Consider the following 24,440-nt stretch of genomic DNA (forward strand, 5'->3'; position numbering starts at 1 on the left):
GACACCCACATACATGCAAACGCATTGAATCCTGGAGGCTGAAAATGCAGTTCGGAATCTTCACAGTCGGCGATCTGACCACCGATCCCACCACGGGGCAGACCCCCACCGAGCACGAGCGCATCAAAGCCATGCTCACCATTGCCCAGAAGGCGGAAGAGGTCGGTCTCGACGTCTTCGCCGCCGGCGAGCACCACAACCCGCCCTTCGTGCCGTCGTCACCGACGACCATGCTCGGGTACATCGCGGCCAAGACCGAGCGGATCATCCTCTCCACCGCCACCACGCTGATCACCACGAGCGACCCGGTGAAGATCGCCGAGGACTTCGCGATGCTGCAGCACGTGGCCGACGGTCGCGTCGACCTCACCCTGGGCCGTGGCAACACCGGCCCGGTCTATCCGTGGTTCGGCCAGGACATCCGCCAGGGCATCCCGCTGGCGCTGGAGAACTACGCGCTGCTCCGCCGCCTGTGGCGCGAGGACTTCGTCGACTGGGAAGGCCAGTTCCGCACCCCGCTGCAGGGCTTCCAGTCCACCCCGCGCCCGCTCGACGGCGTCCCGCCGTTCGTCTGGCACGGCAGCATCCGCAGCCCCGAAATCGCCGAACAGGCCGCGTACTACGGCGACGGTTTCTTCTCGAACCACATCTTCTGGCCCGCCTCGCACACCGCGAAGATGGTCAAGTACTACCGCAACCGGTTCGAGCACTACGGCCACGGCACCGCCGCGCAGGCGATCGTCGGGCTCGGCGGCCAGGTCTTCATGAGCAAGAACTCGCAGGACGCCAAGCGCGACTTCCGCCCGTACTTCGACAACGCCCCGGTGTACGGCAACGGCCCGAGCATGGAGGAGTTCACCTCGCAGACCCCGCTCACCGTCGGCAGCCCGCAGGAAGTCATCGACCGCACCCTCGGATTCCGGGACTATGTCGGCGACTACCAGCGTCAGCTCTGGCTGATGGACCACGCCGGCCTGCCGCTGAAGACCGTGCTCGAGCAGCTCGACATCCTCGGCGAAGAGGTCGTGCCCGTGCTCCGCAAGGAGTTCGCGAAGAACCGCCCGGCCGACGTGCCGGATGGCCCCACGCACGAATCCCTGGTGCTCGCCGCCGCCTCGGCGCCGGTTGCCGCCGCGTCCGCCGTGCGCGACGACCTCGACACCTCGGCCGCGATCGCGCCGCACCGCCGTGCGAACGGCGCCGCGTTCGGCCTGGCCGGCGCCGGCAAGACCGGAGCGTAGAGATGACCGAGCGCACGCTGGCGGTCGTCTCCGCCGGGCTCAGCCAGCCCTCCTCCACCCGGCTGCTCGCCGACAAGCTCGCCACGGCCACCGTGGCGCGGCTGGCCGACGAGGGCATCACCACCAACGTGGTGACCTACGAGCTGCGCGACTACGCGCAGGACATCATGAACAACATGCTCACCGGGTTCGCCAACCCGCGGCTGGAAGAGATGATCGAGGCCGTCACCGCGGCCGACGGCCTGATCGCCGTCACCCCGATCTTCACCACCAGCTACAGCGGCCTTTTCAAGACGTTCTTCGACGTGATCGACAACCGCAGCCTCACCGACCAGCCCGTGCTGATCGGCGCGACCGCGGGCACGGCGCGGCACTCGCTGGCCCTGGACTACGCGTTGCGCCCGATGTTCACCTACCTGCACGCCGTGGTGGTGCCCACGTCGGTGTTCGCCGCCTCGGAGGACTGGGGCACCGGCGACGGCGGCCGGGTCGACAGCCGGGTGCAGACCCTGCCGGCCCGCATCGAACGCGCGGCGGGGGAGCTCTCGGCCCTGGTCGCCCGCTCCGATCGCTCCACCCGGGTGCGCGACCCGTTCGAACTGCCCGCCGATTTCAACCCCTCCGGAATGTTCCCGCCCCGCTAACCCCGGCCGATTCCACGAAAGCGGTCGTGTGGTCACCTCAGTTCGCTGAGGTGACCACCCGGCCGCTTTCGCGTGCCCGTGACGTGCCCGCGGGATTCCTGCGTCCCGCAGAGGAGGCCGCGAGACCGTGCCGGGACTTTCGGCTCTGATGAGGGCGTGGAGCGCACGGCAGACTGAAACGCAGTGCGCTGGAGATAGTGCTTCCGCAGAGACGGCAGCCGTGACAACCGCGCAGACAGACAGGTCCACTCATGGTCGCCCTCCTCGACGGCACCGTTTTTCCGGATGCCCGCGCTGCGTTCTTCGCCGCCGCTCCTGACCACCGCGATACACCCGGCCACGCTGTCGACCTCGCGGTGCGCATCGGCAGCCTTACCCTGCACACCCCGGTGATGCCCGCATCCGGCTGCTTCGGCCCGGAGCTCGGCGCGCTCATCCCGGTCGCCGAACTCGGCGCCACCGTCACCAAGACCGTCTTCGGCTCGGCCCGCGGCGGCAACCCCGTGCACCGGCTGACCGAGCTCCCCGCCGGCATGGTCAACAGCGTCGGCATCCCCAGTCACGGACCGGCCGGTTACCTGGCCGAGCTGCACCCCCGCTATGCGGCGTTGGATGCGCCCACCATCATCAGCGTCGGCGGGCACCGAATCAGCGAATATGCCCCCGTCGTCGCGGCGCTTGGCGAGCACGGCGCCGGCTACGAGCTCAACGTGTCGTGCCCCAACCTCGACCGCGACGGCACCGATATCGGCTCGGACCCGGCCGCCATCCGTGAGGTCGTCGCCGCCGTGCGCCTCGTCACCGACAAGCCGATCATCGTGAAGCTGCCGGTGCTGGTGGCGTCCATCGCCGCCTGCGCGCGGGCGGCCGAAGAGGCCGGCGCCGACGCCGTGTGCGTGGCCAATTCGATCCCGGCGATGCCGCTGGATGCCCGTACCCGCCGCCCCATCCTCGGCAACGTCATCGGCGGGTTGTCCGGCCCATCGATCAAGCCGATCGTGCTGCGGCTGGTCTGGTTGGCAGCGCGGGCGGTGCAGATCCCGGTGATCGCCTGCGGTGGCGTCGAAACCGTCGAGGATGCGCTGGACTACTTCTCGGTGGGCGCCAGTGCCGTTCAGGTGGGCACCGCGAGTTTCGCGCGGCCCTTCGCCGCGGTGGAGGTGGCCCGGGGGCTGCGGCAGCGCTGTCTCGAGGCCGGGGTCGGCAGTATCCGCGAGCTGCTCGAGCTGGAGTCGGCGCGATGAGCGCCGACGTGAACGTGGCTTCCGAACGCAACCACCCGCTGGTCGAGCTTGTCGAGACCCGGCGAGATGTCTCACCAGGTCTCGACAAGCTCGACCAGCGAGGCGGCGACGGTCCCAGGCCGGCGACAGCCGAGTACTCGGCTCGGCGGGCGGCGGCCGCACGGGCGCGCGCGTTTGCCGAAGCGGATGAGCGGGCGCTCGACGGGCTGGTGTCGGTGCGGCCGCGCTCGGCCGTGGCCCGGCCGCAACCGGTGTGGGACGACGCCGAGGTTCTGGTGCACGAACCGGTGGGGGAGCGCTACCGCCGGCTGGTCCTGGCCAGTGACACCATCGCCCGGACCGCTCAGGCCGGCCAGTTCCTCATGGTCACCGTGCTGCCGCATGAGGGTGACCGCATCCTGCTGCCCCGGCCCATGGCCATCCACCGTCGCTATCCGGCGACAGCCGACCAAACGGGCACCGTCGAGCTGATCTACGGCATCGTCGGCCGCGGCACCCGCGCCCTCGCCGCCGTGCCCGTGGGCGGCATCCTGCAGCTCACCGGACCGCTCGGCCGTGGCTTCGAATTCCCTGTCGCCACCCGCTCGGTCCTGCTGATCGGCCGCGGGGTCGGAGTCTGCGGCGTGATGGGCGCCGCCGAGGACGCCCGAGTCGCCGGCATCCGCACCACCATGGTGCTCAGCGGCCAACGCCCCAGCCAGCTGCTGGGCCGCAACGACTGCGCCGAACTGGGCGTACGCGTCATCGAGGCCACCGACCAGGACGGTTCCAGCGACCTGGCGACCCTCGCCGCCCGGCTGCGCGCCCATTTCGACGGCAGCTCGCCAGAGCGGGCCCGCCCCGACGTGGTCATGGTCTGCGGCGCCGGCGTGCTCGCCCGGCTCGCCGCCGAACTCGGCGCCCACTGGGGCGTGCCGGTGCAGGCGTCCCTCGAGGCGCACATGGCCTGCGGCCTGGGCTACTGCCACGGCTGCGCCGCCCCGGTGCGCACCGATCCGAGCGTGGAAGGGCCGCTGGTCTGCGCCGACGGACCCGTCTTCGACGCCCGCATCCCTGTCGTTTAACCCCTGTTCTGCTAGGCTTGTTCCGGTGGATCTTCGGATCCGCCCGCAGTACCCGGAGCAGACTGGCAGGACGCTGGTCCTCGGTGGTGGTTTCCCAACGCACAGCGCGTGAATAACGCAGCCCCGTTGGTGAATTTCTACTGGTGGCCAGCAACGCTAGCGCCCAACACATGTTCGGCAGCTTGTTCTGCCTGTTCCTGCTCCGATGTCCCACTCGCGCGCCACACGGGCAAACGAGTCTAAACAAAGGAGAGAACCCCCATATGGAGGGTCCAGAAATCACGTTCGCCGAAACCGTTATTGACAACGGCAAGTACGGCAAGCGCACCATCCGTTTCGAAACCGGGCGTCTCGCCCAGCAGGCACAGGGCTCAGCCGCTGCCTACATCGACGAAGAGACCATGCTTCTCTCCGCCACGAGCGCCAGCAAGCAGCCGAAGGACAACTTCGACTTCTTCCCGCTGACGATCGACGTCGAAGAGCGCATGTACGCCGCTGGCCGCATCCCGGGCAGCTTCTTCCGCCGCGAAGGTCGCCCGTCGACCGAAGCGATCCTCACCTGCCGTCTGATCGACCGGCCGCTGCGCCCGTCGTTCGTCGACGGCCTGCGCAACGAGATCCAGGTTGTCGTGACCGTTCTGGCCATCGCGCCCGACGAGTACTACGACGTGCTGGCCATCAACGCCGCGTCCATGTCGACCCAGATCGCCGGCCTGCCGTTCTCCGGCCCGATCGGTGGCGTCCGCGTCGCCCTCATCCCCGACGACAACGGCTCCGGCCAGTGGGTCGCCTTCCCGAAGCACTCGCAGGTTGAAGAGGCCGTGTTCAGCATGGTCGTCGCCGGCCGCGTTGTGACGGATGCCGATGGCAGCGAAGACGTCGCGATCATGATGATCGAGGCCGAAGCGACCGACAACGCCTGGACCTTGATCCAGGGCGGCGCCATCAAGCCGAACGAAGAGGTCATCGCCGAGGGCATCGAGGCGTCCAAGCCGTTCATCAAGCAGCTCATCGTCGCCCAGCAGCAGGTGGCCGCCGCGGCCTCCAAGCCCACCGGCAACTACCCGCTGTTCCCGCCGTACACCACCGAGGTCTACGACGCTGTCGCAGCCCTGGCGTACGACGGCCTCAAGGACGTCTACGTGATCGCCGACAAGATCGCCCGTCAGGATGCTGACGACGTGCTCAAGGCATCCGTCAAGACCGCCATCGCGGCCAAGGTCGAAGCCGGCGAACTGCCCGCCACCGCCAACAACCAGGTCGGCGCGGCGTACAAGTCCGTCACCAAGCTCGTCGTACGCTCGCGCGTGCTCAACGAGGGCGTTCGCATGGACGGACGCGGCCTGGCCGACATCCGCCCGCTCGACGCCGAGGTCGCGGTCATCCCGCGCGTGCACGGTTCCGCTATCTTCCAGCGCGGCGAGACCCAGATCCTGGGTGTCACCACGCTGAACATGCTCAAGCTCGAGCAGACGATCGACTCCCTGAGCCCGGTCACCAAGAAGCGTTACATGCACAACTACAACTTCCCGCCCTACTCCACCGGTGAAACCGGTCGGGTCGGCACGCCCAAGCGTCGCGAGATCGGCCACGGAGCGCTCGCTGAGCGTGCCCTGGTTCCCGTGCTGCCCAGCCGTGAGGAATTCCCCTACGCCATCCGTCAGGTCTCCGAGGCGCTCAGCTCCAACGGTTCCACCTCGATGGGTTCCGTCTGCGCCTCGACCCTGTCGCTGCTGAACGCCGGAGTGCCGCTGCGCGCCCCGGTCGCCGGCATCGCCATGGGCCTCATCTCCGACACCGTCGACGGCAAGACCCGCTACGCGGCTCTGACCGACATCCTCGGTGCCGAAGACGCCCTCGGCGACATGGACTTCAAGGTTGCCGGTACCGCTGAGTTCGTCACCGCGATCCAGCTCGACACCAAGCTCGACGGCATTCCCGCGTCGGTCCTGGCCGGCGCGCTGACGCAGGCGAAGGATGCCCGTGCGACGATCCTCGCCGTGCTGAACGCCGCGATCGACAAGCCCGACGAGATGGCACCGACCGCGCCCCGCGTGATCAGCGTGCAGATCCCCGTCGACAAGATCGGCGAGCTCATCGGCCCGAAGGGCAAGATGATCAACTCGATCCAGGACGAGACCGGAGCCGACATCTCGATCGAGGAAGACGGCACCGTGTACATCGGCGCTGTCGATGGTCCCTCGGCCGAGGCCGCTCGCGCCATGGTCAACTCCGTCGCGAACCCCACCAACCCCGAGGTTGGCGAGCAGTTCCTCGGAACTGTCGTGAAGATCGCCGCTTTCGGCGCCTTCGTCTCGCTCCTCCCGGGCAAGGACGGCCTGCTGCACATCTCTGAGGTGCGCAAGCTCGCCGGCGGCAAGCGCGTGGAGAACGTCGAAGACGTCCTCGGCGTGGGCCAGAAGGTCCTCGTTGAGATCACCAAGATTGACGACCGTGGCAAGCTTTCGCTCGCCCCGGTCCTCGCCGATGAAGCCGACACGCACGGTCGTGACGCTGCATCCGAGGGACCCGAAGCTCCGGCCGAAGGTTAGTCGCTAGTTCTGCCGACCACCTCTCGCCAGGTGCGTCGGTAAGACGGAAAACCCGTCCTGCTTCGGCAGGGCGGGTTTTTTGCGCCCGCGAACGGATGCCGCACCGGATGCCGGACCGGTCAGGACCGGGGCAGCACGCCGCGTTCGATCAGCGGTGTGGCCCGGAACGGGATGAGCTCACCCATCGCGAGGGACGTCTCGGTGCGCTGAACCCCGTCGCAGGCCAGGATGGTGCGGTCGATCCGGAAGAGATCCTCCGCATCGGCGCAGGCGACCCGCACCAGGAGGTCCGCCGCGCCGCTCATGCCGTGTGCCTGCACGATCTCCGGGATCAGGGTGAGTTCGGCGATGATCTCCGCCGCCCGCTTTTGCTCGATGTGCACCTCGATGAACGCGGTCAGCGGATAGCCCAGGGCGGCCAGGCTGATGCGCCGGTCGAAGTCCAGGAAGACGCGCGACTCCTCGAGCCGGGTCATCCGCGCCTGAACGGTATTCCGGGAGAGCCCGAGGGTGTGGGCGAGGCCCACGAAGCTGCTGTGCGGGTCGGCGCACAGGGCCAGGAGGAGCTGGAGGTCGACCTTATCCAGACGGTGCATACTGCCTGACGGTAGCACGACAGATGTGCCCCGAACAGGGCACTTTGCGCACTGTTACGGGGCAGAGGTGTGCAGGAGGGAAACCTCACGCCCGCGCCCAGGGTTGACCCGGCTCGGTCGGCGGTGAAGAGTGGACGGATGGACGACACCCGAGAGACCCTGACTCCCGCCCAGACCCACTCGGTCCTCGCCGGGGGAGACTTCATCCACCTCGAGGGTGCCCTGTACGCCAGCTACCGCACCCGCAATTTCGCCGCCGGCGTGCGCCTCGTCGACGCTGTCGCCGCCGAGGCCGACGCGCTGAACCACCATCCGGACGTGACACTGGGCTTCGACGAGGTCGGGTTCACGCTGAGTTCCCACGATGCCGGCGGAGTCACCACACGCGACCTCAACCTGGCCCTGCGCATCCAGGAACTGGCCGCGGAGCAGACGGCCACGGCGACCCGCGTGCCGCCCTCCCGGACCGACGTGGCCATCGACTGCAGCGACGAGGCGGCCGTGCGGCCGTTCTGGCGGGTCGGCCTCGGCTACGTCGAATCCGGCCCGGCCGACGACCTCGAACTGCTCGATCCCCGCGGGACGGGGCCGCGCGTGTGGTTCCAGCACATGGAGATCCAGCGCACCGAACGCAACCGCATCCACCTCGACGTGTACGTGCCCGTCGCGGACTGCGCCGACCGGGTGCAGGACATCATCGATGTCGGGGGAGTGCTGCTCACCGACGAGCACGCGCCGGACTGGTGGGTGCTCGCCGACCCGGAAGGCAACGAGCTCTGCGTCTGCAGCTGGGACGCCTGACCCGTCACCGTCCGTGCGCCCTCCCCTTACGCGCGCCACGGATGTGGCGGGTGTGCTTGTGCCTGGACACATTAACGGGCAGAGTTTTCCTCGACAAGGGTGGACAGTGCTGACCCCCTCTTCGGTTCGGCGTCCCTTGGTGGATCCGTGGCAAAGGAGGCAGGTATGTCAGTCAGCGGCTCGGCCGCGGGTATGCCCTCGGGTATGACCTCGGCCACGAAGACCATCGGTCACCACGAGCACCATTGGTTCAAGGAACCAACGGAGCCGGCGCCGAAGAACTATGTGCTCTGGCTGCTCATCGCCCAGTTCGTGTTCTTCGTCGCACTGCTGGGGCCGGCGGTCGTCGGCATCGGTCTGAAGATCACGGATCTCGTGGCGGCGGGGGCGCTGCCGGAGAACGGTGCCATCGCGGCTGCTGCGGTACTCGGCGGCGTCGGTGCGCTGTTCGCCACCGTCGCGAACGTGATGTTCGGCCGCCTCTCGGACCGGACCACATCGAGGTGGGGCCGCCGCCGGATCTGGATCGTGGCGGGCACTGTGATCATGACGGGCGCGTTCGTGCTCATGGCCCTGGCTCCCGACCTGCTGTGGGCCACGGTGGGCTGGGCGCTGGCGCAGCTGGGAGCGAACATGACGCTCGCCCCGTTCATCGCGACCCTCTCCGACCAGGTGCCGAAGTTCCAGCGCGGCAAAATCACGGCCGCCCTCGGTATCGCGCAGAACGTGGGCATCCTCGGCGGCGTGTACGTCGCCCAGTTCTTCCAGAGCCAGCTGGTGATCATGTTCGTCGTGCCGTCCATCCTGGCGATCGGGGCCATGGTCATGTTCGCCTTCGTGCTGAATGACCAGGTGCTGCCGGAGCGGCCGTCCCCGATGGACCTCCGGGACTGGTGGGAGACGTTCTGGGTGAGCCCGGTGAGGTTCCCGGACTACGCCCTGGCCTGGTGGTCGCGATTCCTGATCACCCTCGCGAGTTTCATGTTCACGACGCTGCGCTTCTTCTACATCAATCTGCATCTCGAGATCCCTACGGAGGATGTGGCGGCGGTGATCTCCACGAGCGTGCTGATCTACACCGCCGCGTTGATCGTCAGCGGATACGTCGCCGGCTGGCTCTCCGACAAGCTCGGCCGCCGCAAGGTGTTCGTGTGGGGGGCGACGGCGCTGTTCGCGGCGGGCACCGTCGCGTTGAGCCTGGTCGACACGGTGGGCGCGTTCTACGTCCTGGAAGCCTTCATGGGCATGGCGTATGGCATCTACGTCGGGGTCGACCTCGCCCTCGTCGTCGACGTCCTTCCGAACCCGGACGACGCCGGGAAGGACCTGGGGGTGTTCAACATCGCCAACGCGCTGCCCCAGACCCTCGCTCCGGTGATCACCGGCGTCCTGGCCTACGTGGGTGCCTACCCCAATTTCACCCTCGTGCTGTGGGTTGCCGGTGCGGCGGCCCTGGTCGGTGCCCTGGTGATCCTGCCGATCAAGAAAGTGCGGTGAGCCGGGGACGCTGAAGCCGGTCAGGCCACGGCGGGTGCGAGAGCGTGTTCGATCGCGGCCACCAGCTGGTCCGACTCCGGCTCCACGGTGGAGGCGAACCGGTCGACGATGACACCGTCGGCATTCACCAGGAACTTCTCGAAGTTCCACTTGATCAGCCCGGGCAGCAGGCCCTTCTTGAACGTCGTCAATTCGGCGTAGAGCGGATGCTGGTTCTTGCCGCGCACGTCGATCTTCGCGGTGAGCGGGAACGCGACCCCGAAGTTCAGTTCGCAGAACTGCTGGATGTCGTCCTCGGTGCCGGGTTCCTCGCCCATGAACTGGTTGCACGGCAAGCCCAGCACCACCAGGCCGTCGTCGGCGAACCGGCGGTACAGGGCCTCCAACCCGGCGTACTGCGGGGTGAAACCGCATTTCGAGGCCACATTGACCACCAGCACCGTCTTGCCGGCGAACTGGCCGAACGTGGTGGCGGTGCCGTCGATGAGGGTGAGGGGGATGTCGTAGAGCGGGGAGGCTGACATGCCGAAAAGACTACTCCTGGACCCTGATAACCGGATGCGCTCCGCCGGTATCGCGGCCCGTCGGGCACCGGATCCACTCGTTTCGGTAACGCTTACCGCGCGCCCCCAGCGGATTAGGCGGATCGGGTTATTCTCGGCTGTAGATGCGGGTTAGCGCGGAACAGCGACAGCAGGCAGGACGGTTGGTGATGGCATTGAGGGGCGGCGTGACAGCAGACGGAGTGCGGTCGGAGGAGGACATCCGCGAAGCGCACCACGACGGAGCCCGTCAGTCCGCACCGATTCCCGTGGTCGCCCCCGTCGGCCGGCCCCCGGCGCACGCGGACGACCCCGACACCCGCCCCGTGCAGGTGCAGCACGCCGAGTCGGTGCACGTGTCCGGCCGCACGCCGACCACCGCGCTCCGTCGCGTCATCGGGGATACCGACCTCAGCGTGCATCCGCTGGCCCTGGGCTGCAGCGTCTTCGGCTGGACCACGGACGGCGACACCGCCATGGCGATCCTCGACCGGCACTACGAGCTGGGCGGCAACTTTCTCGACACCGCCGACAGCTACGCCGCCGGCCGCAGCGAGGTCCTGATCGGCTCGTGGATGCGCACCCGCGGGGTGCGGGACGACATCGTCATCTCCACCAAGATCGGCCGCAACCGCGACAACCCTGGCCTGTCGCCGCGGAGCATCGTCGGCGCGGTGCACGCGTCGCTCGAGCGGCTCGGCACCGACCACATCGACCTGCTGCACTTCCACTTCGACGACCTGGACGTGCCCCTGGAGGAAAGCCTCGGGGCGATGGAGACGCTCATCCGCAGCGGGACCGTGCGCCATCTCGCCGCATCCAACTTCACCGCCGAACGGCTGATGGAGGCGCGGGTTCTCGCCGCCAACGGGCTGCCCCGCTTCGTCGCCGTGGAGACCCCGTACAACCTGATGAACCGGGTCTCGTTCGAATCCGCCCTGGCCCTGGTCACCCACGCGCAGGGGGTCGCGGTAATGCCCTACTTCGCGCTGGCTCACGGCTTCCTCACCGGCAAGTACCATTCCAAGTCCGATCTCACCGACACGGTTCGCGCCGGGCGCGCATCCGCTTACCTCAACCGCACCGGCCTCAAGGTGCTCGCGACGGTGGAACGGATCGCGGAGGACCACGGGGTGGCGCCGTCGAGCATCGCGCTGGCCTGGCTGCTGGCGCGCAACGACGTGGTGGCCCCGGTGGCCAGCGCGAGCCGCCCGGAACAGGTGGACGCCCTGGTGGCCGCGGCCGCGGTTCGATTGGGGCGTGCCGACATGGTCGACCTCGACCGGGTGTCCGCGTAAGCGGAGCCGGACCGGAACGCCGGCCGACAGAGCGGTGGCCGGCCACTCGTGGGATGACCGGCCACCGTCGGTTCTCCAAGCGCTAGGGACGCTCGGATGGGACATACCCGGTTCGGCGGGAGGAATCGAACCCGATGTTTGGGGGAGGTCACCGGCCTTCGACAGCGAGAACATAACATGACAGTGAGATCGGCAATAGGGCGGCCGACGGTCGCCCCGGGCACCCCAGCGCGGGCCCCGCACCGCTCGCGTGTCGTAAGGTGGAGGAGATATGAACGGCGCCGTTGAATTTCCCCTTGACCTGACCGAACTGTCGTTTCGGGCCGCTGGCGAGTCCCTCGTGAGGCGAACCGTACTGCCCAGCGGCGTACGCATCGTCACCGAGCAGGTGCCCGGCAGTCGCAGCCTCACCATCGGTTACTGGGTGGCGGTGGGTTCCCGTGACGAACAGCCCGGCCACTTCGGTTCGACTCACTTCCTCGAACATCTGCTGTTCAAGGGCACGAAGCAGCGCACGGCCCTCGACATCGCCATCGCATTCGACGCCGTCGGCGGCGAGCACAACGCCATGACCGCCAAGGAATACACCTGCTACTACGCCAAGGTGCAGGACCGGGACCTGACGATGGCCGTTGAGGTGCTCACCGACATGATCACCTCGTCGCTGCTGGACCCTGCCGAGTTCGAGACCGAGCGTGGTGTCATCCTCGAGGAACTCGCGATGGCCGATGACGACCCGTCGGACGTCGCCAACGAACGGTTCTTCCAAGCCGTCATGGGTGCGCATCCGCTCGGTCGCCCCATCGGCGGCAGCCCCGACACCATCCGCGCCGCCAGCCGGGACGCCGTCTGGGAGCACTACCGGGCCAACTACCGCCCGCAGGACCTCGTCGTCACCGTGGCCGGCGCCGTGGACCACGACGTGCTCGTCGCCGCCGTCACCCGGTCGCTGCTGCAGGCCGGCTGGGACTTGAGCGAGTGCGCCGCACCCGTGGGCCGCCGCTCAGGGACTGCCGCGGTGATCAGCCAGGGGCAGCCCGTCTCGGTGGTGCACCGCCCACTCGAACAGGCGAACATGCTCATCGGCGTGCCAGGTCTCGTCGCCGCCGATGACCGCCGGGTGGCGATGAACGTGCTCACCTCCATCTTCGGCGGTGGCATGTCGTCGCGCCTGTTCCAGGAGGTGCGTGAGAAGCGCGGCCTGGCCTACTCGGTCTACTCCTTCGCGCCCGGCTACTCCGACGCCGGCATTTTCGGCATGTACGCGGGCTGCACGCCCGCCAAGGCCGGTCAGGTCGCCGAGATCATGCTCGACGAACTGCACCGCCTGGCCGAGCACGGCGTCACCGCCGACGAGATGAAGCGGGCCTCCGGTCAGCTCTCCGGCGCATCCGCCCTCGCCCTGGAGGACTCAGACACCCGGATGTCCAGGCTCGGGCGCTCCGAGATCACCCTGGGCGAGTTCGTCGACCTCGACGAGGCGCTGCGGCGACTCGCACTGGTCACCGCGGACGACGTGCAGCAGCTCGCCGTCGAGATGGCGTCCCGGCCGTTCTCCCTCGCGGCCGTCGGAGCCCTCGACGAATCGGCCTTCGACGGCATCGTGCCACGCGTGGCCGCGCCGATCCCACAGGGCTGACCCGCACTTTCCCCGCCGGTCCCAGACGCGGCTCGACGCTCCACCGACAGCAATCGAAAGGGCGAAGATGCCCCAGTACCTCTACCTCGTCAGACACGGTGAGCAACAGGATGCCGAGTACGGCCTCCCCGACGGCCCGCTGTCGCCGCGCGGCAAGCGCCAGGCGCACCTCATCGCCGAGCGCCTGGGTGGTGTGCCCTTCACCGGGGCCTGGCACTCCCCGCTGCAGCGCGCCGCCGAGACCGCGGCGATCATCGCCGAGCGGCTGCCCTCGCTCACCCCGGTGGCGTCACCGCTCCTGTTCGACTGCATCCCCACCGGCCGGGCACCGGAGATGCCCAAGTCCTACTCGCCGTTCTTCAATTCCGTCAGCGACGCGCAGATCGATGCCGGTCGGGCCCAGATGGAAGACGCCGCCGCGGAGTTCCTGCACCCGCAGCGCGGCCCCCGGCACGACCTGCTGATCACCCACAACTTCGTGATCGGCTGGTTCGTACGTGAGGTGCTCGGTGCGCCGGATTGGCGCTGGATCAGCATCAACCAGGCGAACTGCGGCCTCACCGTGCTGCAGCAGAAGCCCGGCCGCCCGTGGTCGCTCGTTACCCACAACGACCTCGGCCACCTGCCGGTGGAGCTGCGCACCGGGCTGCCCGAGCCGCTGCTGTTCTGACCCGCACGGGCATAACTCCTGCAGATTCTCCCGGCGAGGCCGCGCACCCGCGTGATTCCGGCATCCGTTGGCCACCGGAAGAGAAATTGCAGGAGTTATGCCCCGGATGCCGGGTCGGGTCGGGTCCGGTCCGGTCTGCTCGGACCCGGGTGAACCGTCGGCGGAGAGGTCAGGCGAGCGCCTTGCGGTACCAGTTCGTGGCGTTCGGGTTGTCGTTGTAGGGCGGAACGTCCTCGTAGCCGGAGCGCTGGTAGAGCGCGCCGGCGGCCTCGAGGCTCGAGTTCGTGTCGAGCACCATCTCGGTGGCGCCGAAGTCCTTCGCCCGCCTTTCGAGTTCGGCCAGGAGCAGGCTGCCCCAGCCGCGGCCGCGCACCTGCGGCTGCAGCCAGAGGTGCTTGGCCTCGAACCGCACCGCGCCATCCGCCCCGTCGTCGATGCGCCGGATGCCGCCGCAGCCCACGAAGGTACGGGAGTCGGGGTCCTCGCTCACGAGCAGGAACTGGCCGCGCGGCGGCACGAACTGCTCGGCGGTGGGAAAAGTCGTGCGGTAACCACCGGCGTTGGGGAAGGTGGAGGCGCGATCGCTGAAGTACTGGGTGAGCAGGGTGATCGAGCCGGCGTCGGTCACGGAGACCGGGGTGAATTCTGGCATGCACTCAGGCTACGTGCCCCGGCGCAGGTGGCAACCGTCCCGCTTGGTAGATTGGCTGTATGACAACACGGGTGGCCGTCATCGGCGCGACAGGCAAAATGGGGCGTCTGGTTAGCGAGCTGATCGACAAGACCCCGGACTACGACGTGGTTGCCCGGCTCGATTCCACCAGCGACCTGTCCGAGATGCTCGGCGCGGATGTCGCGGTGGACCTCACTGTGCCGTCGGTCAGCCAGGGCGTGGTCGACTTTGCCGTCGACAACGGCATCCGGGTGCTCGTGGGCACCTCGGGTTGGTCCCAGGCCCGCATCGACGCCCTTGGTCACAAGCTCAAGGGCCGCACCGACGTCGGCGCCGTGATCATCCCGAACTTCTCGCTCGGCTCGGTTCTCGGTACTGCCTTCGCGGCCCTCGCGGCCCGGTTCTTCGACTCCGTCGAGATCATCGAGGCGCACCAGTCCAGCAAGGTCGACTCCCCGTCCGGAACCGCGGTGCGCACCGCGGAGCTGATGGCTGCCGCCCGCGCCGGCCTCGGCCCCGTCGCTGCCCCGCACGTCGACCAGCGCGCACGCGGCCAGCAGGTGGCCACGGTTCCCGTGCACAGCCTGCGGCTGGCCGGGGTGTTGGCCCGCCAGGACGTGATCTTCGGGGGCTCGGGGGAGACCCTCACGATCACCCACAACACCCTCTCGGCGGATGCCTACGAACGCGGGATCCTCGTGGCGCTGGCCGCCGCCCGCGACTGCGTGGGCGTGACGGTAGGCCTCGACCAGCTCATCGACCTCGGCCTGACGGCTGCGCCCGCGGATCCGGCCCCGGCGGTTCCGCCGGCCCGGCCGGAAGAGGCCGAAATGGAGCCCGGCGAATGAAGGGTCGCATCGCCGTCGTCGTGATGGCCGTCCTGCTGGTGTTCTACCTGGTGCTCGTCGGCTGGCGCGCCGTGCTCTTCGTGCAGAGCGGCGACCCGGTCGGCATCGTCATCGGCATCGCGCTCATCGTGCTGCCCATCATCGGCGCGTGGGCGCTGGTGCGCGAGATCATGTTCGGCGCCCGGTGCGAACGCCTGGTCAAGCAGCTCGACGCCGAGGGTGCCCTGCCCGTCAACGACCTGCCCAGCCGGCCGAGCGGGCGACCGTACCGGGACGCCGCCGATGCGCAGTTCCCCGAGTACCGTGAGGCCGTGGATGCGGCGCCGGAGGACTGGCGGGCCTGGTTCCGTCTAGGCCTGGCCTACGACGCATCCGGCGACCGCCGCCGCGCCCGCGGCGCGCTCCGCACCGCGATGTCGCTGGAGAAGTCCGCCTCGTAACGCTTCCCGGTGCGCATCCCCGGCCGGACCGTGCCCGGCGCGGTGGCGCGCGACCCGCGCAGCCCGCGCAGCCCGCGCAGCACCCCTCGGGGAGGTGCGCGGGTGCGCCGGACGCGCGCTGGGGGAAGCGCGGGCCCTGGGTGAGCTAGCGCAGCATCCAGGTCACGGCTTCGGCGGCCGTGCGGTGGGTGAAGGTGAACCCGTCCGCCTGCAGCTTCGCCGAACTCACTCGCTGGTCGGCGAGCAGCAGTTGCCGGGCGGCGTCCTGCAGGGCGAGCGTGAGCACCTTCTCCGGCACCGGCACGAGGAACGGCCGGCGCAGCGCCGCCGCGACGGCCTTGATCACGTCGTTCGCGGTGGCCGGGGTGGGACCGGTGAGGTTCACCGGACCGCTCAGCTCGGAGGTGAGCAGGTGCACGATCGCCGCAGCCTCGTCGTGCAGGCTCACCCACGGCCAGGTCTGCGACCCGCGGCCGAGCGGCCCGCCGAGGCCGAGCTTCACGATCGGCATGAGCGGCTTCAGCGCGCCGCCCTTGGCGAGCACCAGGCCGGTGCGCAGCATCACCACCCGGGTGGATGCGGGCGCGAGACTGGCCTCTGCCTCCCACGCCGTCACGACGGTGGCGAGGAAGTCAGTTCCGGGGGCGGAGTCCTCGGTGAGTTCCTCACCGGGTCGGTTGCCGTAGACGCCGACCGCCGAGGCATTGAGCAGCACGGCCGGCGGCGTTGCGGCACGCCGCATCGCGTCGGTGAGCGTGCGGGTGGCCTGCACCCGGGACTCCATGATCTGGCGCCGGTACGCCGTGGTCCACGGCAAGTGCCCGATGGATGCGCCGGACAGGTTGACCACGGCGTCGATGCCGTCGAACGCCGCGGGGTCCAGGCTCAGGGTCGCCGGATCCCAGCGCACCTCGGCGGAGCTTCGCGCCGGGCGCCGGACGAGGCGCACGACACTATGGCCTGCGGCCTCCAGTTGGCGGCGCAGCTCGCTGCCGACCAGCCCGGAGGCTCCAGAAATGAGAACGCGCACGGTGATAGCCGGGTCCCGCTCAGGCCAGTTCGGCTTCGATGGTGATCGGGATACCGGTCAGGGCCTGCGAGATCGGGCAGTTCACCTTGGCGTCCTCGGCGAAGGCCTCGAACTCGTCTTCGGTGATGCCGGGAACGCTGGCGCTCACCAGCAGGTGGCTGCCGGTGACGCCGGTGCCTGCAACGAAGGTGACCGCCGCGGTGGTCTGGATGCTGGTCGGCGTGTGGCCGGCACCGGAGAGGATGTTGGCCAGCGCCATCGAGAAGCAGGAGGCGTGCGCGGCGCCCAGGAGCTCCTCGGGGTTGGTCGTGTTCGCGGCGCCCTCGGCCCTGGCCTTCCAGTTCACCGGGAAGGAGCCGGCGTGCGAGGAATCGAGAGTGACCGTGCCCGAGCCTGTCATCAGGTCGCCGGTCCATACGGTGGTTGCTTCGCTGGTCAGGGCCATGGTGTTACCTCCTGGAAAGTGGACCACCAGCCTAACCGGCGGGCCTGGATCGTTCCCAGGGAATTATCGGCCGATACGCAGGCTCACCGCGCCGGCCGACCGGTTCAGGCGGAGGCCGGTCCGCGGCCCAGCACCCGCGCCCGGACGAGGAGCAGGTACAACTGGCAGCCAAGGCAGTAGTTGAACGCCGCGTTCAGGAATGCGGCGACGAACGCGGCCGCGGCCGCGATCGGCACTCCGACGGGCACGCCCGCCAGGCCGAGCAGCACGCCCGTCAGTGCGACCGCGAGGCCGACGCCCTGGGCGAAGGTGGGCGGGGCGGGTTCTTCGAGCGCGGCCGGCGGGCCGAGCCGCGGGCGCACCAGGGCCTTGTAGAGCAGGCCGTACGGATGCCGGGCGATGCCCGCGAAGGTGCCCCAGGCGAAGACCAGGGTTTGCAGGCCGAGCAGCACGAGCGCCGCGCCCGACGCACCGACGAGGGCGAGGAAGATCACCGCGAGCAGCACCACCGCGGTGACGGCCGCGCCGAAGCGGGGGCCGCGCGGGTCGATGCCGGTTGGCTTCGGAGAGGGAACGGGTGCCTGGGTCATCGGGGCCTGCCTTTGGGTCGTGAACGGTTACGCGCTACGGGTGAGGTCGTCGAGGTGCGCGTGCAGTTCGGCCCGGTTCGGCACGCCGCCGACCCGGGCGCGCACGCGCCCGTCGCCGTCCAGCACCAGCGTGGTGGGCGTCTGCAGGATGTTGAACCGGCGGGAGAGGTCGGCCCGGTGGGTGAGATCGACGTCCAGGTGGTTCACACCGGGGCGGGCATCCGCCACGGCGCTCAGCAGAACGGCGGTGCCCGGGCAGCGGGCGCAGAACTCGGTGGAGAATTGCAGCAGCGTCGCCTCCCGGCCGAGGGGCACCGTGCTGCCGAGTTGGGCGGCGGTCACCGGCTCCAGGGCATCGCGGGTCGAGCCGGCCGTGAGCCGGCCCTGCCGGCGGCGCCAGAACAGGCCGAGCCCGGTCGTAGCCGCGATCAGCAGCACGATCAGGAGCAGGGCGGCGGCGGGATTCATGCACGCGAGGCTACGCCAGGCCAGCCCGCCCCTGCCCTCTGTGACGGCAGATGACGCCCCGCTCCACCGCCGGTGCAGCCACCGGGAACGGCCCCGACATGCCATTAAACGCGCGCGAGACCCACGCAGGCGGCCCGCGAGGGCGCTGCAGACGATAACCTGTAAACCGTGTCTACTCCTTTCAACCCGTTCGGGCAGGTCCTCGTCGCCCTGGTGACACCATTCACGGCTGATGGGGAGGTGGACTGGGCCGGTGTGGAGAAGCACATCGACGACGTCATCACCGCCGGAGCGGACGGCATCGTCGTCACCGGCACCACCGGCGAAACCTCCACCCTCACCGACCCGGAGAAGCTCCGCCTGGTCGAGGTCGGCAAGGACGTCGCGGCCGGCCGGGCCAAGATCATCACCGGCGGCGGCTCCAACGAGACCGCCCACGCCATGCAGCTCGCCCGGCAGAGCGAGAAGGCCGGCGCCGACGGCAACATGATCGTCACCCCGTATTACAACAAGCCCACCCAGGCCGGCGTGCTCACGCACTTCCGCATGATCGCGGATGCCACCGACCTGCCGGTCATCCTGTACGACATCCCCGGCCGCACCGGCATCCCGATCATGTACGAGACCATCCTGCGCGCCGCGAAGCACCCGAACATCCTCGCCGTCAAAGACGCCAAGGGCGACCTCGCCCAGGTGAGCCGGGTGCTCAACCAGACCGACCTGCTCTACTTCTCCGGCGACGACCCCAACGTGCTCCCGCACCTGTCGATCGGCGCCACCGGCCTGATCGGCGTCACGGCGAACATCGCCGCCACGCCGTACCGCCAGATGGTGGATGCCGTCAACGCCGGCGACCTCAAGGCCGCCACCCTGGCGCACCAGCAGCTGGAACCGCTCGTGCGCGCCGTGATGACCCACGTGCCCGGCACCGTCGCGGCCAAGTACATCCTGCACGGACTGGGCCGCATCGGCAGCCCGCGCGTGCGCCTGCCCCTCGTCGGTCCGGAGGAATCCGAGGCCGCCATGATCGAAGACGAAATCGACCTGGTCCGCAACATCCCGGGCGTCGACTTCACCAATTTCCGGCCAGACCGCAACGCCGCCGCTGGTGGCGCGCTGCCCAAGGTCGCCGGGACCACACGCTAAAAGCTTTAAGAAAAACGCATCACCAATTCCTCAGCACGACCAATTCCACAATAGGAGGGCTTATGCCCAACGACGTATACGCACCGCCCGCGCTCCCCAAGGGGACTCTCCGTGTCACGCCCATCGGCGGACTCGGCGAAATCGGCCGGAACATGACCACCTTCGAGATCAACGGCAAAATCCTGATCGTCGACTGCGGTGTGCTGTTCCCCGAGGAGCACCAGCCCGGTGTCGACCTGATCCTGCCCGACTTCAGCCCGATCAAGGATCGCCTGAAGGACATCGTCGGCGTCGTGCTCACGCACGGCCACGAGGACCACATCGGCGCCGTCCCGTACCTGCTCAAGCTGCGCCAGGACATCCCGCTGATCGGCTCCGGCCTGACGCTGGCCTTCATCGAGGCCAAGCTCAAGGAACACCGCATCACTCCCTACACCCTGCAGGTGAAGGAAGGCCAGAAGGAACGCCTCGGCCCGTTCAACCTCGAATTCGTCGCGGTCAACCACTCCATCCCCGACGCCCTCGCCGTTGCGATCAAGACCGAGGGTGGCAGCGTGCTGCACACCGGTGACTTCAAGATGGACCAGTTGCCGCTGGACAACCGCATCACCGACCTGCGCGACTTCGCCCGCCTCGGCGAGGAGGGCATCGACCTGTTCCTGGTCGACTCCACCAACGCCGACGTTCCCGGCTTCACGCCGAGCGAGCGCGCCATCGGCCCGGTCCTCGAAGACGTCATCGCGCGCGCCCCGCGCCGCGTGGTCATCGCCAGCTTCTCCAGCCACGTGCACCGTGTGCAGCAGGTGCTGGATGCCGCGCACGCCAACGGCCGCCGCGTGGCCCTGCTCGGCCGTTCGATGGTGCGCAACATGACCATCGCCGCCGACCTCGGCTACCTCAAGGTGCCGGACGGCGTGCTGATCGACTTCAAGAAGGCCGGGAACATCCCGGACAACAAGATCGTCTACATGTCCACCGGCTCGCAGGGTGAGCCGATGGCCGTGCTCAGCCGCATCGTCAACAGCGAACACCAGATCGAGGTCGGCCCCGGCGACACCGTCATCCTGGCCTCCAGCCTGATCCCCGGCAACGAGAACGCGGTTTACCGCATCATCGACGGCCTCACCAAGCTCGGCGCCAACGTCGTGCACAAGGGCAACGCCAAGGTGCACGTCTCCGGACACGCCGCCGCCGGCGAGCTGCTCTACGTCTACAACGTGCTGCGCCCGAAGAACGTGCTTCCCGTGCACGGCGAATACCGCCACCTGGTGGCCAACGCCAAGCTCGCCGTGCAGAGCGGTGTCCCCGTCGAGCGCGCGATCCTCGCCGAAGACGGCACCGTGCTGGACCTCCGCAACGGTGACGTCAAGAAGGTCGGCCAGCTCGACCTCGGCTATGTCTACGTGGACGGTTCCACCGTCGGCGAGATCACCGAGGCCGACCTCGTCGACCGGCGCACCCTGTCGGAGGAGGGCTTCATCTCGATCATCGTCGTGGTCGACAAGTCCACCGGCAAGATCATCGTCGGCCCGGAGATCCACGCCAAGGGCTTCGCCGAAGACGACTCCGTCTTCGACTCCGTGCGGCCCAAGATCGAGGCCGCCCTGGTCGAGGCCGCCCAGAGCGGATCGCACGACACCTACGCGCTCACGCAGGTCGTGCGCCGTACCGTCGGCCGCTGGGTGCAGGCGTCGTTCCGTCGTCGCCCGATGATCGTCCCGATGATCATCGAGGCGTAACCGGTCCCGCACCGCACCAGACAGCCCCCGGCCGCCTCACGGCGCCGGGGGCTGTCCTGTTGCCGGCCCGAAATGGGGGGTCATCCTTCAGGCTGATATTGCGCCGGATGCCCGCATTCCGGTTCCCGCCGGCGCACCGCTGCCCCTAGGCTCGAGCCAGCCGGCGTCACGGACGCCGACCGATTACCTGGGGGAATTCGTGAATGTAATGCGCAAGTGGGTCTTTCCCATTCTTCGCCTGCTGGTCATCGCGGCCATCGCCGTCGCGCTGGTGAAACTGGCCTTCTTCGCTGACACGGCCGAGGCGGAGGACCCGGCGCAGCCCACGGGCCAGGTGGTCGAACCGCAGGTTCCCGTCGCCCTTGGCACCATCACCAACGACGTGACCCTGCCGGGCACCGTGTCCGCCGACACCGCCGTGCCGGTCAAGGCAGTGGCCATCGGCACCGTCGACGAGCTCTTCTTCACCGCCGGTCAGACCGTCACCGCCGGCGACAAGATCTACGACATCAAGGTCGAAACCGTGCTCGACCCCGTCGAGACCACGGACGAGACCGGGATGGTCACCATCACCCAGCCCAAGCCCGCGATCACGTTCGAGAAGGTGTTCGCCCCGGCCGACGGCGTGCTCAGCGCGCTCACCGTCATCCACGGCCAGTCCGTCGCCATCGGTGACATCACCGGGCAGGTCGCACCGCCCACCTACTCGGTGAGCGGCTCGCTCAGCCCCGAGCAGCAGTACCGCCTGGTCACCCAGCCGACCGAGGCCTCCATCACCATCACCAATGGCCCGGCACCGTTCACCTGCACGGGCCTGCGCATCACCACCCCGCTGGCCGGCGCGGATGCCGACGCCGCCGGGTCCGACACCGGCTCGACGACCGGGGGAACCGGCACCACCGTCAGCTGCGCCATTCCCGCCGAGGTCACCGTCTTCCCCGGCCTGGCCGCCCAGATCACCATCGCCGGCGGCAAGGCCGAGAACGTGCTCGTCGTACCCACCACCGCCGTGAAGGGCTCCGCCGAAACCGGCGTCGTCTGGTTCGTCACGGAAGACGGCAGCACCGAAGAACGCCCGGTGACCCTCGGCATGAACGACGGCACCTCGGTGCAGGTCGTCGAGGGACTGGCGGAAGGCGACCTGATCAACCAGTTCGTGCCCGGCGCTGTCGATCCCGCCATGGCCGGCTGCACCACCCTGGATGACGGCAGCACGGTCTGCGACGGCTCCGGGGTGATGGTCCAGTGACCCTGCTGCACCTGGCGGGCGTGACCCGCACCGTGCAGCTCGTCGACGCTCCGCCGCTGACCATCCTCAGCGGTGTCGACCTCGATGTGGCCGTGGGGGACCGGGTCTCCATCGTCGGGCGCAGCGGTTCCGGCAAATCCACCCTGCTCAACCTGCTCGGCCTGCTCGACAACCCCACCAGCGGCGACCTCGAGTTCGACGGTCGCCCGGTGAAGTCGTTCTCCTCGGGGGAGCGGGACCGGGTCCGCGGTCGTGACGTCGGCTTCATCTTCCAGCAGTTCAACCTGCTCCAGGGCCGCACCGCGCTGGAGAACGTGATGACCCCGCTGCTCTACGCGCAGGGCAAGCAGTTCTGGCAGCGCGCCAGGATCGCCACCGAGATGCTCGAACGGGTCGGCCTCGGCCACCGGCTCGGCGCCATGCCAGACAAGCTCTCCGGCGGCGAACAGCAGCGGGTGGCGATCGCCCGCTCGCTGGTGCGCGGTCCCCGGCTGATCCTCGCCGACGAACCCACCGGCGCGCTCGACCTGGAAACCGGCGCCGACGTGATGGCCCTCCTCGACGAGGTGGCCACCGGTTCCGGCGCTGCCCTGGTCACCATCACCCACGACCCCGCCATCGCGGCCCTGGCCACCCGGCACCTGCGCCTGGACCACGGCGTGCTCAGCGTCACCGACACCTCCGCCGAACCGGATGCGCCGCTCGGCGTCCTCGCGGCGGTGCCCGCATGAACCGGCTGCTCACCAACATCGTCGGCTCCTTCGTCGAGGCGTGGCAGGAACTGCGCATCCACAAGGTGCGGGTGATGCTCTCCCTCATCGGCGTCGCCGTCGCGGTCTGCGCCATCACCACGGTCGTGGGCCTTGGCGCGGTCGCCCAGCAGTCCATCGTGGAGGGGAACGAGCGCGCCGGTGGCCGGTCGGCCACCCTGTCGCTCTACGTCGGCACCGCGGACGGCACCCCCGTCGACCCGGATGTGATGCAGGACCTCTGGTCCACCACCCTGGACCGGTACGGCATCGAGTACGCCAGCCGGGTGCTCTACTCCAGCCAGACCGTGCAGTTCACGGATGGCGCCGCCCCCGTGACGGCGATCGGCGTCGACCAGCCCTACGGCACCATGCACCGGGTGAAACTGACCGACGGAACCTGGTTCACCCCCGACGACGCCGACCGGCTGGCCCCGGCGGTGCTCGTCAACCAGATCTTCTACGACCGGCTCGGCCAGCCCGACCTGGCCACGCATCCCACCACCACGCTGCTCGGCGGGGTGCCCACCACGGCCGTCATCACCGGGGTCTACCCGGTGAGCACCTGGGAGACCGAGCCGGCCATGTACCTGCTCACCGACACCCTGATCGGGCTCACCCCGCCCGAACAGGCCGAGATGGGTGCGCTGATGCCCAACTACGAACTCTGGGTTCCGCCAGAGGCCAGCGACGACCTCACCACGGCCATCACCCGCGACTTCACGAGCTCGCTCGGCGCCGCGACCGACGTGCAACTGAACCGGCAGGACTACGCCGCCTACAACGAAGACCCGTTCGCGTCGATCAAGCTCCTGGTCGCGGGAGTGGCCGGGCTGGTACTGCTCCTCGGCGCCCTTGGCCTGGTCAACATCGCGCTCGTCACCCTCAAGCAGCGCATCCGTGAGATCGGCGTGCGGCGCAGCTTCGGCGCCACCGCCGGGCGGGTCTTCTTCTCGGTGATGATGGAGAGCATCGTCGCCACCGTCGTGGCCGGCATCGTCGGCGTGATCGGGGCGGTGCTCATCGTCACCAACCCGTTCGTGCAGGAGTTCATCAGCCAGGGCATGGTCACCGACTTCCCGCCGTTCCCGGTCGAGGCAGCGCTGCTCGGCCTGGCCTGCGCCACCGTGGTCGGCGCCCTCGCCGGCCTGCTGCCGGCCCTGGTGGCGGTGCGCGTCAAGGTCATCGACGCCATCCGCTATTGACCGTCCGCGCTTTCGGGCAGGGGAGCGGAGCGGGCAATTGGGCGTGGGATCACGCCGATGTCGGTCACCG

24 protein-coding genes are annotated in these 24,440 nt (G+C 68.9%); 17 read left to right on the top strand and 7 right to left on the bottom strand.

The annotated features are described in order from the left end of the window. Positions 1 to 44: 44 nt before the first annotated feature. The 5 genes from ACU5E9_RS19570 (at position 45) to ACU5E9_RS19590 (ending at position 6,745) form a co-directional block, all read left to right on the top strand. Positions 45 to 1,241 carry an LLM class flavin-dependent oxidoreductase gene (locus ACU5E9_RS19570; RefSeq protein WP_456811547.1) on the top strand — a complete coding sequence of 399 codons (1,197 nt, stop codon included), beginning with the start codon at positions 45 to 47 and terminating at the stop codon, positions 1,239 to 1,241. Positions 1,242 to 1,243: 2 nt separating this feature from the next. Next, on the top strand, positions 1,244 to 1,885 hold the full coding sequence (locus ACU5E9_RS19575; protein WP_456811548.1) for an FMN reductase: 642 nt from the start codon (positions 1,244 to 1,246) through the stop codon (positions 1,883 to 1,885). Between the two features lie 251 nt (positions 1,886 to 2,136). Then, positions 2,137 to 3,129 (top strand): dihydroorotate dehydrogenase, encoded by a 993-nt coding sequence (locus ACU5E9_RS19580; protein WP_456811549.1) that lies wholly within the window; start codon positions 2,137 to 2,139, stop codon positions 3,127 to 3,129. Then, the gene (locus ACU5E9_RS19585; protein WP_456811550.1) at positions 3,126 to 4,193 is read left to right on the top strand and encodes an iron-sulfur cluster-binding protein; all 1,068 of its coding nucleotides are present in this window, start codon (positions 3,126 to 3,128) and stop codon (positions 4,191 to 4,193) included. The genes ACU5E9_RS19580 and ACU5E9_RS19585 overlap by 4 nt, the downstream gene beginning before the upstream one ends. A gap of 263 nt (positions 4,194 to 4,456) precedes the next feature. After that, positions 4,457 to 6,745 carry a polyribonucleotide nucleotidyltransferase gene (locus tag ACU5E9_RS19590; RefSeq protein WP_456811551.1) on the top strand — a complete coding sequence of 763 codons (2,289 nt, stop codon included), beginning with the start codon at positions 4,457 to 4,459 and terminating at the stop codon, positions 6,743 to 6,745. Between the two features lie 119 nt (positions 6,746 to 6,864). On the opposite strand, the gene ACU5E9_RS19595 is transcribed toward ACU5E9_RS19590, so the two are convergent. Further along, positions 6,865 to 7,341: an Lrp/AsnC family transcriptional regulator gene (locus ACU5E9_RS19595; RefSeq protein WP_456811552.1), complete on the bottom strand. Its 477-nt coding sequence runs from the start codon at positions 7,339 to 7,341 to the stop codon at positions 6,865 to 6,867. 138 nt (positions 7,342 to 7,479) lie between these two features. Between ACU5E9_RS19595 and ACU5E9_RS19600 the strand changes: the two genes are divergently transcribed. Together ACU5E9_RS19600 and ACU5E9_RS19605 are read left to right on the top strand one after the other, a co-directional pair. Beyond that, positions 7,480 to 8,142: a VOC family protein gene (locus tag ACU5E9_RS19600; protein WP_456811553.1), complete on the top strand. Its 663-nt coding sequence runs from the start codon at positions 7,480 to 7,482 to the stop codon at positions 8,140 to 8,142. A 165-nt stretch (positions 8,143 to 8,307) separates the two neighbouring features. Beyond that, on the top strand, positions 8,308 to 9,639 hold the full coding sequence (locus tag ACU5E9_RS19605) for an MFS transporter (RefSeq protein WP_456811554.1): 1,332 nt from the start codon (positions 8,308 to 8,310) through the stop codon (positions 9,637 to 9,639). Positions 9,640 to 9,659: 20 nt separating this feature from the next. Here ACU5E9_RS19605 and ACU5E9_RS19610 read toward each other — a convergent pair whose 3' ends face one another. Continuing rightward, complete coding sequence (locus ACU5E9_RS19610) at positions 9,660 to 10,163, bottom strand: glutathione peroxidase (protein WP_456811555.1); 504 nt, start codon at positions 10,161 to 10,163, stop codon at positions 9,660 to 9,662. Positions 10,164 to 10,369: 206 nt separating this feature from the next. Between ACU5E9_RS19610 and ACU5E9_RS19615 the strand changes: the two genes are divergently transcribed. The 3 genes from ACU5E9_RS19615 (at position 10,370) to ACU5E9_RS19625 (ending at position 13,788) form a co-directional block, all read left to right on the top strand. After that, positions 10,370 to 11,479: an aldo/keto reductase gene (locus ACU5E9_RS19615; RefSeq protein ID WP_456811556.1), complete on the top strand. Its 1,110-nt coding sequence runs from the start codon at positions 10,370 to 10,372 to the stop codon at positions 11,477 to 11,479. Between the two features lie 271 nt (positions 11,480 to 11,750). Continuing rightward, a complete protein-coding gene (locus tag ACU5E9_RS19620) occupies positions 11,751 to 13,118 on the top strand; it encodes a M16 family metallopeptidase (protein WP_456811557.1) in 1,368 nt (455 codons plus the stop codon). A 67-nt stretch (positions 13,119 to 13,185) separates the two neighbouring features. Further along, positions 13,186 to 13,788, top strand: coding sequence for a histidine phosphatase family protein (locus ACU5E9_RS19625; RefSeq protein WP_456811558.1), 603 nt, complete (start codon positions 13,186 to 13,188; stop codon positions 13,786 to 13,788). A 169-nt stretch (positions 13,789 to 13,957) separates the two neighbouring features. Here the strand turns inward: ACU5E9_RS19625 and ACU5E9_RS19630 are convergent, their stop codons facing one another. Then, positions 13,958 to 14,440, bottom strand: a complete 483-nt coding sequence (locus ACU5E9_RS19630; RefSeq protein ID WP_456811559.1) for a GNAT family N-acetyltransferase — start codon at positions 14,438 to 14,440, stop codon at positions 13,958 to 13,960. Positions 14,441 to 14,499: 59 nt separating this feature from the next. Here ACU5E9_RS19630 and dapB point away from each other — a divergent pair, with 59 nt between their 5' ends. Then, positions 14,500 to 15,309 (top strand): 4-hydroxy-tetrahydrodipicolinate reductase, encoded by an 810-nt coding sequence (dapB, locus tag ACU5E9_RS19635; protein ID WP_456811560.1) that lies wholly within the window; start codon positions 14,500 to 14,502, stop codon positions 15,307 to 15,309. Next, on the top strand, positions 15,306 to 15,749 hold the full coding sequence (locus ACU5E9_RS19640; protein WP_456811561.1) for a tetratricopeptide repeat protein: 444 nt from the start codon (positions 15,306 to 15,308) through the stop codon (positions 15,747 to 15,749). The genes dapB and ACU5E9_RS19640 overlap by 4 nt, the downstream gene beginning before the upstream one ends. Positions 15,750 to 15,894: 145 nt before the next feature. Here the strand turns inward: ACU5E9_RS19640 and ACU5E9_RS19645 are convergent, their stop codons facing one another. The 4 genes from ACU5E9_RS19645 to ACU5E9_RS19660 all read right to left on the bottom strand — a co-directional run bounded on the left by ACU5E9_RS19645 (position 15,895) and on the right by ACU5E9_RS19660 (position 18,282). Then, positions 15,895 to 16,779 carry a TIGR01777 family oxidoreductase gene (locus ACU5E9_RS19645; protein ID WP_456811562.1) on the bottom strand — a complete coding sequence of 295 codons (885 nt, stop codon included), beginning with the start codon at positions 16,777 to 16,779 and terminating at the stop codon, positions 15,895 to 15,897. 19 nt (positions 16,780 to 16,798) lie between these two features. After that, positions 16,799 to 17,224: an OsmC family peroxiredoxin gene (locus tag ACU5E9_RS19650; protein ID WP_456811563.1), complete on the bottom strand. Its 426-nt coding sequence runs from the start codon at positions 17,222 to 17,224 to the stop codon at positions 16,799 to 16,801. A 104-nt stretch (positions 17,225 to 17,328) separates the two neighbouring features. Further along, positions 17,329 to 17,814 carry a DUF4395 domain-containing protein gene (locus ACU5E9_RS19655; protein ID WP_456811564.1) on the bottom strand — a complete coding sequence of 162 codons (486 nt, stop codon included), beginning with the start codon at positions 17,812 to 17,814 and terminating at the stop codon, positions 17,329 to 17,331. Between the two features lie 27 nt (positions 17,815 to 17,841). Further along, the gene (locus ACU5E9_RS19660) at positions 17,842 to 18,282 is read right to left on the bottom strand and encodes a TlpA family protein disulfide reductase (protein ID WP_456811565.1); all 441 of its coding nucleotides are present in this window, start codon (positions 18,280 to 18,282) and stop codon (positions 17,842 to 17,844) included. A gap of 168 nt (positions 18,283 to 18,450) precedes the next feature. Here ACU5E9_RS19660 and dapA point away from each other — a divergent pair, with 168 nt between their 5' ends. The 5 genes from dapA to ACU5E9_RS19685 all read left to right on the top strand — a co-directional run bounded on the left by dapA (position 18,451) and on the right by ACU5E9_RS19685 (position 24,370). After that, on the top strand, positions 18,451 to 19,428 hold the full coding sequence (gene dapA / locus ACU5E9_RS19665; protein WP_456811566.1) for a 4-hydroxy-tetrahydrodipicolinate synthase: 978 nt from the start codon (positions 18,451 to 18,453) through the stop codon (positions 19,426 to 19,428). A 62-nt stretch (positions 19,429 to 19,490) separates the two neighbouring features. Further along, positions 19,491 to 21,167, top strand: a complete 1,677-nt coding sequence (locus tag ACU5E9_RS19670; protein ID WP_456811567.1) for a ribonuclease J — start codon at positions 19,491 to 19,493, stop codon at positions 21,165 to 21,167. 208 nt (positions 21,168 to 21,375) lie between these two features. Next, on the top strand, positions 21,376 to 22,416 hold the full coding sequence (locus ACU5E9_RS19675) for an efflux RND transporter periplasmic adaptor subunit (protein WP_456811568.1): 1,041 nt from the start codon (positions 21,376 to 21,378) through the stop codon (positions 22,414 to 22,416). After that, positions 22,413 to 23,147, top strand: coding sequence for an ABC transporter ATP-binding protein (locus tag ACU5E9_RS19680; protein WP_456811569.1), 735 nt, complete (start codon positions 22,413 to 22,415; stop codon positions 23,145 to 23,147). Before ACU5E9_RS19675 ends, ACU5E9_RS19680 begins: the two co-directional genes overlap by 4 nt. Further along, positions 23,144 to 24,370 (top strand): ABC transporter permease, encoded by a 1,227-nt coding sequence (locus ACU5E9_RS19685; protein WP_456811570.1) that lies wholly within the window; start codon positions 23,144 to 23,146, stop codon positions 24,368 to 24,370. Before ACU5E9_RS19680 ends, ACU5E9_RS19685 begins: the two co-directional genes overlap by 4 nt. The last annotated feature ends 70 nt before the right edge of the window (positions 24,371 to 24,440 follow it).

This window comes from Cryobacterium sp. AP23 (genome assembly GCF_054075385.1).

Coding starts and splice junctions, on each gene's coding strand:
- ACU5E9_RS19625 (WP_456811558.1), top strand. CDS start 13,186: ATGCCCCAGTACCTCTACCTCGTCAGACACGGTGAGCAACAGGATGCC.
- ACU5E9_RS19575 (WP_456811548.1), top strand. CDS start 1,244: ATGACCGAGCGCACGCTGGCGGTCGTCTCCGCCGGGCTCAGCCAGCCC.
- ACU5E9_RS19660 (WP_456811565.1), bottom strand. CDS start 18,282: ATGAATCCCGCCGCCGCCCTGCTCCTGATCGTGCTGCTGATCGCGGCT.
- ACU5E9_RS19675 (WP_456811568.1), top strand. CDS start 21,376: ATGCGCAAGTGGGTCTTTCCCATTCTTCGCCTGCTGGTCATCGCGGCC.
- ACU5E9_RS19590 (WP_456811551.1), top strand. CDS start 4,457: ATGGAGGGTCCAGAAATCACGTTCGCCGAAACCGTTATTGACAACGGC.
- ACU5E9_RS19670 (WP_456811567.1), top strand. CDS start 19,491: ATGCCCAACGACGTATACGCACCGCCCGCGCTCCCCAAGGGGACTCTC.
- ACU5E9_RS19570 (WP_456811547.1), top strand. CDS start 45: ATGCAGTTCGGAATCTTCACAGTCGGCGATCTGACCACCGATCCCACC.
- ACU5E9_RS19685 (WP_456811570.1), top strand. CDS start 23,144: ATGAACCGGCTGCTCACCAACATCGTCGGCTCCTTCGTCGAGGCGTGG.
- ACU5E9_RS19650 (WP_456811563.1), bottom strand. CDS start 17,224: ATGGCCCTGACCAGCGAAGCAACCACCGTATGGACCGGCGACCTGATG.
- ACU5E9_RS19605 (WP_456811554.1), top strand. CDS start 8,308: ATGTCAGTCAGCGGCTCGGCCGCGGGTATGCCCTCGGGTATGACCTCG.
- ACU5E9_RS19630 (WP_456811559.1), bottom strand. CDS start 14,440: ATGCCAGAATTCACCCCGGTCTCCGTGACCGACGCCGGCTCGATCACC.
- ACU5E9_RS19585 (WP_456811550.1), top strand. CDS start 3,126: ATGAGCGCCGACGTGAACGTGGCTTCCGAACGCAACCACCCGCTGGTC.
- ACU5E9_RS19610 (WP_456811555.1), bottom strand. CDS start 10,163: ATGTCAGCCTCCCCGCTCTACGACATCCCCCTCACCCTCATCGACGGC.
- ACU5E9_RS19655 (WP_456811564.1), bottom strand. CDS start 17,814: ATGACCCAGGCACCCGTTCCCTCTCCGAAGCCAACCGGCATCGACCCG.
- ACU5E9_RS19640 (WP_456811561.1), top strand. CDS start 15,306: ATGAAGGGTCGCATCGCCGTCGTCGTGATGGCCGTCCTGCTGGTGTTC.
- dapB (WP_456811560.1), top strand. CDS start 14,500: ATGACAACACGGGTGGCCGTCATCGGCGCGACAGGCAAAATGGGGCGT.
- ACU5E9_RS19600 (WP_456811553.1), top strand. CDS start 7,480: ATGGACGACACCCGAGAGACCCTGACTCCCGCCCAGACCCACTCGGTC.
- ACU5E9_RS19580 (WP_456811549.1), top strand. CDS start 2,137: ATGGTCGCCCTCCTCGACGGCACCGTTTTTCCGGATGCCCGCGCTGCG.
- ACU5E9_RS19595 (WP_456811552.1), bottom strand. CDS start 7,341: ATGCACCGTCTGGATAAGGTCGACCTCCAGCTCCTCCTGGCCCTGTGC.
- ACU5E9_RS19620 (WP_456811557.1), top strand. CDS start 11,751: ATGAACGGCGCCGTTGAATTTCCCCTTGACCTGACCGAACTGTCGTTT.